Source organism: Nitrobacter vulgaris (genome assembly GCF_031453995.1).
GTDB lineage: Bacteria > Pseudomonadota > Alphaproteobacteria > Rhizobiales > Xanthobacteraceae > Nitrobacter > Nitrobacter vulgaris.
In genome coordinates this window covers 1-8,468 of record NZ_JAVDPZ010000067.1, presented here as the reverse complement: position 1 = coordinate 8,468, position 8,468 = coordinate 1, and the positions used below count along the sequence as shown (strand labels likewise).

At 56.7% G+C, this 8,468-nt stretch carries 6 protein-coding genes and 1 pseudogene; 6 read left to right on the top strand and 1 reads right to left on the bottom strand.

The features are described from left to right. Positions 1–95: 95 nt before the first annotated feature. Positions 96–577, bottom strand: a pseudogene (locus GGQ85_RS20265) (transposase); the annotation flags it as partial. Positions 578–1,075: 498 nt separating this feature from the next. On the opposite strand from GGQ85_RS20265, the gene GGQ85_RS20260 reads away from it, so the two are divergent. The 6 genes from GGQ85_RS20260 (at position 1,076) to GGQ85_RS21125 (ending at position 8,138) form a co-directional block, all read left to right on the top strand. Next, positions 1,076–2,329 carry an HlyD family secretion protein gene (locus tag GGQ85_RS20260; RefSeq protein ID WP_309776016.1) on the top strand — a complete coding sequence of 418 codons (1,254 nt, stop codon included), beginning with the start codon at positions 1,076–1,078 and terminating at the stop codon, positions 2,327–2,329. 53 nt (positions 2,330–2,382) lie between these two features. Next, positions 2,383–3,552, top strand: a complete 1,170-nt coding sequence (locus GGQ85_RS20255; protein WP_374708945.1) for a hypothetical protein — start codon at positions 2,383–2,385, stop codon at positions 3,550–3,552. Continuing rightward, positions 3,552–5,528, top strand: a complete 1,977-nt coding sequence (locus GGQ85_RS20250) for a glycosyltransferase family 2 protein (protein ID WP_374708944.1) — start codon at positions 3,552–3,554, stop codon at positions 5,526–5,528. Before GGQ85_RS20255 ends, GGQ85_RS20250 begins: the two co-directional genes overlap by 1 nt. A 425-nt stretch (positions 5,529–5,953) precedes the next feature. Next, positions 5,954–6,838: a PAS domain-containing protein gene (locus GGQ85_RS21135; RefSeq protein WP_510184780.1), complete on the top strand. Its 885-nt coding sequence runs from the start codon at positions 5,954–5,956 to the stop codon at positions 6,836–6,838. Continuing rightward, positions 6,726–7,169 carry a hypothetical protein gene (locus GGQ85_RS21130; RefSeq protein ID WP_510184779.1) on the top strand — a complete coding sequence of 148 codons (444 nt, stop codon included), beginning with the start codon at positions 6,726–6,728 and terminating at the stop codon, positions 7,167–7,169. The genes GGQ85_RS21135 and GGQ85_RS21130 overlap by 113 nt, the downstream gene beginning before the upstream one ends. A 12-nt stretch (positions 7,170–7,181) precedes the next feature. Then, complete coding sequence (locus tag GGQ85_RS21125) at positions 7,182–8,138, top strand: ATP-binding protein (protein ID WP_510184778.1); 957 nt, start codon at positions 7,182–7,184, stop codon at positions 8,136–8,138. Positions 8,139–8,468 lie beyond the last annotated feature (330 nt).

Genomic DNA, 8,468 nt, shown 5'->3' with positions numbered 1-8,468 from the left:
GCCCTGATCACTTCGGGTGACGCCGGATAGATGTTTGCAACGGGCCAAGCAGATCAGATCAAAATCGACTTGCAACGGGAGAGTCGTCCATAGAGATAGAAGCTTCGACGTGCAATGCCCAGTTTGTCGAGTGTCTTCTTTGCCGGCAGATGCGATTGCTCGACGAGCCTGATGATCTCAAGCTTTTCGGATGCGGGATATCTCATTCGTCTTCGCCCCCATCCGCGATCATGCTTTTTTTGAGCAGACGGTTCTCCAGCGTCAGATCGGCAACCACCTCCTTCAGGGCATGCGCCTCACGGCGAAGGTCTTGCACTTCACCACTTGTCGCAGCTCGCGCCGTATCACCGGCCAGCCGCCGCTTGCCTGCCTCCATGAACTCCTTCGACCAGACGTAATAAAGGCTCTGAGCGATCCCTTCCTTGCGGCACAGTTCAGCGATGCTGTCTTCACCGCGCAAGCCATCAAGCACAATCCGGATTTTATCTTCCGCCGAGAAATGGCGCCGGGTGGCGCGGCGAATGTCTTTGACAACCCGTTCGGCAGAACTTTTCCTGCTGCGAGACTTCGTAGTCATGTTCGTTCCTTCGTCATCGACGAGAACCGAACTCTCCTTAAATTCTGTGCCATAGGCGCTGATCCCGGACAGGGCGTTTGCTATCAGCGTCTGTTTACTGGTCAAAAGTTCGACGATGCGTCGAGATAAATTCGACGATCCTGGTTCTCGTTGAACTTTTCGGAATTGACAATTGTAAAGTAAACCGATGTCAACGCATCACCCTCAGGAACATTTCCTGTCGTGCGCGATAGCATCGCGTGTCGCTGTGTAACAAAACTTGAAACCGATCATTTGATCGAAATGCAGCGCACATCGTTGGTTCGAAAATAATGAACAGCGTGACAGTGGGATCGCGGAAAATTTGGGGAGGCAACGCCCTTCAAAGCGCGCAACATTGAAGGGAAATAAATGTTCGATTTACCGACGAGTCAATCGGGTGGGCCTTCGCCCCGCGGAGGGCATCCCGTTGTTCTGCGCGTATCATCTCTAGTAGTTGCTGGAGCTCTTTCCGCCCTCATGATTTCGGCCGTGGTTCCGCCGATTGTAGCGGATCAATCAGATCGGGCTATCGTCAATGCACCTGTCAAACTTCTGACCGCTCCGATCAATGGAGATATTGAGTCATTATCGACGGCTGCGGGGCGTGAGGTGAACGCCGGGGATGAGCTGGCACATATCTCCAATGCTAGGCTCGATCGGACCACCCTGATCATGCTCGAGCAAAAGGCGTCTGATGCACGTCAGAAATTGGCGGCGACGCAAGAAAAGCTGAGTTCCGACTTAAGTTATTTGGCAAAGCTGAATGGCGAAATCGACGGCCAGCTCGCGCAAATGAAATCCCAATTCATATCACAGATCGAGGAGTTGCGTGCCAAGGTCGCCGAATCCGACTCACTTGGCGGGGCGCAGAAGGCGCAGGTCGATCGGCAGACCAAAATGGTCGAACGCAATATAGCGAGTATGGACATGTTGAATCCGACGTTGAAGCGATATTCGGCAGCGCGTCACAATACGGACTCCGAAAAGGCGAAGCTCGACCAAAAAATCAATCAGCTGGAGGCGCTGGAAAAGGGAATCTATGTCGGCGACGATCTGCTTTCCCTTGCCACACTTGTTCAGAAGCGACGCGATATTGACCTCGACTCCAAGCGTCTTGCAATCGAAGCGACTGAATTGTCCGCGCAGCTCGCGGATCAAAAGGGGCCGATTGAAGCGGAGCGCATCCGGCTGGACAAGCTATCCGAGGCGCAGGTCCACGTTCCGAGCCAAGGTATGGTTCTGTCGGTCGAAGCCTCCGAGGGACGGCATGTTAGAGCTGGAGATGCGCTAGCCTCGCTGGTCGATTGCGAGCAGCAGTTTGTCGTCGCCATTTTTTCCTACCGGCAGGGTCAGAACCTGGCGGCCGGTACGCACGTCCGGATTGATGGCGCACCTTTCAAATCCGGCATCGTTACCTCGCTCGTGCCAAAGACCAGCGACAAGCTCGACGAACGCTACGCGGTGCCATTTCCCCAAACCGAACGGCGGGAAATGTACGCGATCGTTATGCCGGAGCAAAAGGACGGCGACGGTCTGCGTACGGAGTCCGAGGAGGCTGGTCAATCCTCGCCGTGTGCAGTCGGTAAATGGGTGACGGTAACGCGGGACAACGGGCCCGCTGTACCGTCCATGTCGGTCGTCTGGCGGCAGCTCGCGACTTTTGTAAACTCGTGGGGATCCGCTAATGCGCAATCGCTCCATGAGCGCACCGATGCGGTCATTCCCAAGTGATACGGGCCATCCTTATTAGCGTGTGCGTCGCGATTCTGTCAGGCTCGCCGGCAATAGGCCAACCAGTCTCCGGCCACAATCCCTATTGTTCTGGACTGAGGCGGGCTGTGGCGTCCCAAACCCGCGGCTCCAAGCCGGTCTTTATCCGAAGCTATGAACCCGGGCAGAATGAAGGTCGCTTGCCTCTCGGGCTTGCCACGACGGCATTTGTCTATGACAACGCCCTGGCCACGATCGCTCTGGTGGCCTGTGGAAACCTGCCGGCCGCGCGGCTAATTGGCGATGCGCTCAGCAAGGCGGCGCGCGCTGACCGCACGTTCCATGACGGCCGTATCCGCAACGCCTATCGCGCGGGCCCGGTTGGCGAAGGTCCTCCGGCGCTTCCGGGTTGGTGGGACGGCGACAAAAAATTGTGGGCGGAAGATCCTGCCCAGGATGGCACTGCCACCGGCAACGTCGCCTGGGCTGCGCTGGCGTTGCTGACGCTCCATCAGGAGACCGGGGATGCCGTGTATCTCGCCGATGCCGAGCGGCTGCTCGGCTGGATCACCGGCAACACCGGCGCTGAGACTGAGGGGTTTCGCGGCGGCTTTCATGGCTACGATCCCGCCCAGGTGCGACTCGACTGGGTATCAACCGAGCACAACGCGGATGTGTATGCGGTGGCCAACTGGCTATTGCGGCTAACAGGCAGCGCGAAATATGCCGAGGCGGCGTCGAAGGCGCGGCGGTTTCTCGACCTTTCGTTTCGCGAAAACCACTTTCTGCTTGGGCGTAACCCCGACGGAAAAATGGCCAACAATGCTATGCTCGCGCTCGATGTTCAGCTCTGGCCATGGATGGCAGTCACCGATGCGCCCTCCGCGTGGCGAACCGCGCTTGGTTTCGCAGAAACCCACATGGCTGTGCCTGGCGGCTTTGACTTCAATGGAGATCGTGATGGTCTGTGGGTTGAAGGAACCGCGCAAGCGGCCTTGGCGTATCGCATGTCCGCGAATCCTAAGCGCAGCTCGGAGATTTTGGATGCGCTCCGGTCGGATCAAACCCCATCCGGCCTCCTCAACGCTACGCGCAGCGCCAGAGTGACCACCGGCTTGTCGCTCGATCCCACCGCCACTAACGCCGACTTCTTTTACTATCGAAGACCCCACCTCGGCGCCACTGCATGGGCCGTTCTGGCGGCAGCCGGCTGGAATCCGTTCATCGGGCGGAAGGCAAACTGATGCTTGAAGGCGCCGCCGACAACGCATCGATCCTGTCGATCGACCTTGGACTGCTGATAGGACTGCTCGTGTGTGCCCGTCTGCTCACTCCCGCACGGGCCCTCGATCGGATGATCTTCGGCGCGACAGCCGGATCATTGCTCGTGGTATATGTCTACTGGCGCTGGCACGACACCTTGCCGCGGCTTGAGATGTCCGCGCAAAGCCTTTGGCCTCACTTTTTCTTTATGCTCGAGTTTATAGCGATCGTTTACACGCTGATGTCGATCGTCATTCTGTTCCGCAGCATCGATCGATCCGGACAGGCCGATCGGGCCGCGCGCGAGATGCGCATCCGCGGTGTCTATCCCGCGGTCGATGTCTTCATTTGCACCTATGATGAGCCGCTTGAGGTGATTGAGCGCTCCATCCTAACCGCGCTCGAACTGGATTATCCAAATTTTACTGTCTGGGTGCTCGACGACACGCGGAGAAATTGGCTTCGCGACTACTGCGGGGAAGCAGGCGCGCGATATATTACACGGTCGGATAACAAGGCGGCAAAAGCCGGTAATCTCAACAATGCCCTCGCGGTGACCTCCGGCTCAAGTAATGCACCGATCATTCTGGTTTTGGATGCAGACTTCGCGCCGCGCCGCAATCTGTTGAAACGAACGGTCGGCTTGCTGGCTAATCCGGGGGTGGCGATCGTACAGACGCCGCAATTCTACTACAACGGCGATCCGATCCAGCACAACCTGCTGGCCACGCAGAGCATGGTGGATGACCAGCGGTTCTTCTTCGATGTCTTTCAACCTGCTAAGGACGCCTGGGGTTGCGCTTTTTGCGTCGGCACCTCGTTCGTAGTGCGCCGCGATCGTCTGGTTGAGATCGGCGGATTTCCCAGTGAGGCGATCTCGGAAGACATCAACCTAACATACACGATGTTGGCGCATGGATATCAGACGTGGTGGCTAAACGAGAACTTGAGTCGAGGATTATCCGCTGAAGGCATCCCCGAATATATCACCCAGCGCAGCCGATGGTGTCTCGGCACGATCCAGGTTGCGCTGTTGCGCAACGGTCCATTGTTCGGTCGCGGATACTCCGCGATTCAACGGCTACATTACATTCATGGCATTCTGAATTGGCTCTGCAAGCCGTTTCTGGTTCTGCTTCTGATTGCACCGATGATATACTGGTTCGTCGGTCTGCCGGCGTTCGAGGCCGACTATCTGGCATTTCTCCGCTACGGTGCGCCAGCCATCCTTGGCCAGACCATCTACATGGCCTGGATTTCGCGATCGCGCACGCTTCCCTTGTTCATGGAGGCGACGCACGCGATCGTTTCGTTTGCCGTCACTGCGACGTTAATAAGCGCCCTGGTCAAGCCGTTCGGCCGACCATTCAAGATCACTGACAAGGGCGGCGACCGGTCGGCGCCGAAGCTGCGATGGAAACTGGCCCTGACATTCGGCCTGATTGCGTTCGGCTCGGCGGCGAGCATTGCATGGGCTTTCCTGTCTCCCTACGCAGCCAGCGAAATTTCCTCTCCCGACTACTTCAACGTGCTGTGGGCGGGCTTTTCAATGCTGATTGCATTCATCGCCTTTGTGGCCTGTTTCGAATTGCCGCGCGGTGATAAGTTCTTTTCGATCAACGAGGCCGGCGCTCTAGCGCTCGGGGCCAATGACGCCGTTCCCTGCCGCGTCGCCGCGTTGTCCACCTCTGCCGTGGAATTTACATGGACGAGGGGCATTCACCCGCCGACCGGAGGCGCCCAGCGTTGGCTCTACCTGGAGCGCCTGGGGTGGATTGCGATCACCGTCGCGGGGATAAAAGGAAGGACCGCGATTGCTAATCTCCATTTGACCTTCGAGCAGCGAAGGCGGCTCGTGACATGGCTGTTCGGATTGTCTCAACATGATGTCGCCGAGACCGTGAGTATCACCGGCGCCATAGCAGGGCTAGTTAGGCGCGGCTTTCAGGGAGGATAGAACGAAGTCTGACGGTGACCAAAGCCGAGGGTAAGGCTGGCTCAGTTCAGGCATGGTCGGCTCGCTGATGTTGGTCGGTTCTGACGTGATTGAAGTCCGGCTTGTGCCGACCCACCGAGAGAACTCCGAATGTGGCGGATCGGCGAGGGAGTATAAAGATCGTGATATGCGATTACAGCTTGGAGCAGATTGCTTCGCGTCCGGCAGCGGCCGGCCAGCAACTGATTAGTTACGCAATTTCCTTTTTTGACGCGCGGTTTTGGTGGCACGTCCTGCCATCACAGCCGCGTTGTGCCCTGGGAGAGACCGCGCTTCCAGAGGGAGTGCGCGTTGTGTCCCTTAATCGGGAACAAAAGCGACCGCGGCGGGGTTCTGCGCAATGTTAGGAAATCATACCTTAAGAGGAAAAGCGGTTCGTGAATAGAATGAGCGGGCTGGCACCAGCTGAAATCACAGCATCGCAATGGCGCCAGATTGTCGACGGCGCGACGGAAACAGCAATCATCAGCACGGATCGCGATGGTAACGTAACCAGTTGGAATGCTGGCGCAGTCGCTATTTTCGGCTGGTCGGAGCAGGAGGTGCTAGGTCAATCGCTGAACCGCATTTTCCTCGAGGAGGACCGTATCGCCCGCCTCGCTCGCGAGATCGACGACGCGATTGTCCTCGGACGCGGGGGCGGCGAAGAAGGCTGGCGATTGCGCAAAGACGGCAGCCGCTTCTGGGCTGTAGGAGAACTCAGTCCCATTCGAGAAGGGGATAAGGTCGTCGGCTTCATAAAAATTCTGCGCGACCGAACCGCTCAACGACAAGCTCAGGATGAAGCGCGCGAGGAGAGACGGGCGCTTGAAGTGCTGAATCGAGCGGGATCCGCTCTGGCTCTCGAAACGGACCTAAATAAGCTGGTTCAGGTTGTAACTGACGCTGGTGTTGAACTTACGAGCGCCGAGTTTGGCGCTTTCTTTTATAATGTTATTAGCAAGTCAGGTGAGAGCTATACGCTCTACACCCTGTCGGGCGCTCCTTTAGAGGCTTTCTCTAAATTTCCCATGCCCCGCAACACGCAAATCTTTGGCCCTACTTTTAGGGGCGAGGGTATCGTGCGTTCTGACGACATTACCAAAGACCCCCGCTACGGAAAAAATACGCCGCAAAGGCATGCCCGAAGGCCATCTTCCGGTGAAAAGTTATCTTGCCGTGCCGGTGGTATCGCGCTCGGGCAAAGTGATCGGTGGGCTATTTTTTGGCCATGCGAAGGTTGGAGTCTTTACCGAGCGTTCCGAACGTGGACTTGCCGGACTCGCGGCTGAAGCAGCGGTAGCCATCGATAATGTGCGGTTGGCTCAGGCAGCTCAAGATGAGATTCGGGAGCGGAGGCGAGCGCAGGAAAATCTTGAACAATTGAATACTACTTTGGAGCAACAGGTACTGGAGCGAACCGAGCAGCTACGCCGGAATGAGGAAGCCCTGCGTCAGTCTCAGAAGATGGAAGCGATAGGGCAACTAACGGGGGGCGTCGCCCATGATTTCAACAACCTTCTTCAAGTAATCATCGGCAATATCGATACCCTGTTACGGAATTTACCGAACGAATCCGTTCGACTGCAACGGTCCGCGCGCAATGCCATGACCGGGGCATAGCGCGCAGCCGCCTTGACGCAACGGCTGCTCGCCTTTTCGCGTCGCCAGCCCCTCGACCCAAAGTCGATCGACGTAAATGTCCTCGTCAATGGAATGTCGGAGATGATTCACCGGACCTTAGGCGAGACAATTGCCGTAGAGACGGTGCTAGGCGCTGGACTATGGCGTATAGAGGCCGATCCCAACGAACTAGAGGCTAGCATTCTCAATTTGGCGGTCAATGCCAGAGACGCCATGCCAAGCGGAGGGAAGCTTACTCTCGAGACCGGAAATGCTCACATCGACGAGAGCTACGTGTTGAGCCATCGCGAGGTTTTGCCAGGCCAATACGTCGTGATCGCTGTGACGGACACCGGGGCTGGCATGGATGCTGAGACCATAGCCCAAGCGTTCGAGCCTTTTTTCACCACCAAGCCGGTGGGTAAAGGCACTGGCCTCGGACTTAGCCAAGTTTACGGATACGTCAAACAATCCGGTGGGCACGTGAAAATTTATTCGGAAATTGGACAAGGTACGACGGTCAAGCTTTACCTGCCCCGTTTGGCTACTGAGGCTGCAGAAACGAGCGAGCTATCTGACGAACTCTTTCCTGAGGCAGCGCTTGAGGAGACCGTTTTGGTGCTTGAAGACGATGACGACGTCAGGAGCTATTCCGCGGAAATTCTGCGCGAATTGGGCTACCGTGTTCTTGAGGCGCATGACGGCCAAAGTGCCCTGCGTGTGCTTGATCAGCACGCCCGTGTGGACATCCTCTTCAGCGACGTTGTACTTCCTGGGGGGATGACAGGGGCGCAAGTCGCCGCGCAAGCGAGAGCCTTGCGGCCAAAGCTCAAGGTGCTGTTTACAACCGGCTACGCACGAAATGCCATTATACATCACGGTCGTTTAGACAAGGGCGTCCAATTGATCACTAAACCGTTCAGCTTCAGCGATCTCGCGGCCAAAATTCGCGACGTTTTAGACAATTGAAATGCTGTCCCGCGTCGCAAATCCGACATTTGATGAAGTTCTCAGTTCAAACGGTTTCAAAAGGTAACATTTAACGAATGTCACTAGAGCCGAGTTTTTGAACGCCACGGGGAGCGAACGCGGCACAACGTGAAGTAGCTTTTTTAGCCAGTCGTCCAGGTAGACGCGGCGAATCCATGCTCTCTACGCTATTCTTTTGCCGCACGCCGCCTCATCGGATGATGAACTTGTTCTAAGAGCCTGTTTGGAAAATCAGGGATGAGCGTTTCTGCGGATGAGGACACCGGCCATGGCGACATGGATCATGGCGGTTGAGACATCGATGCGACG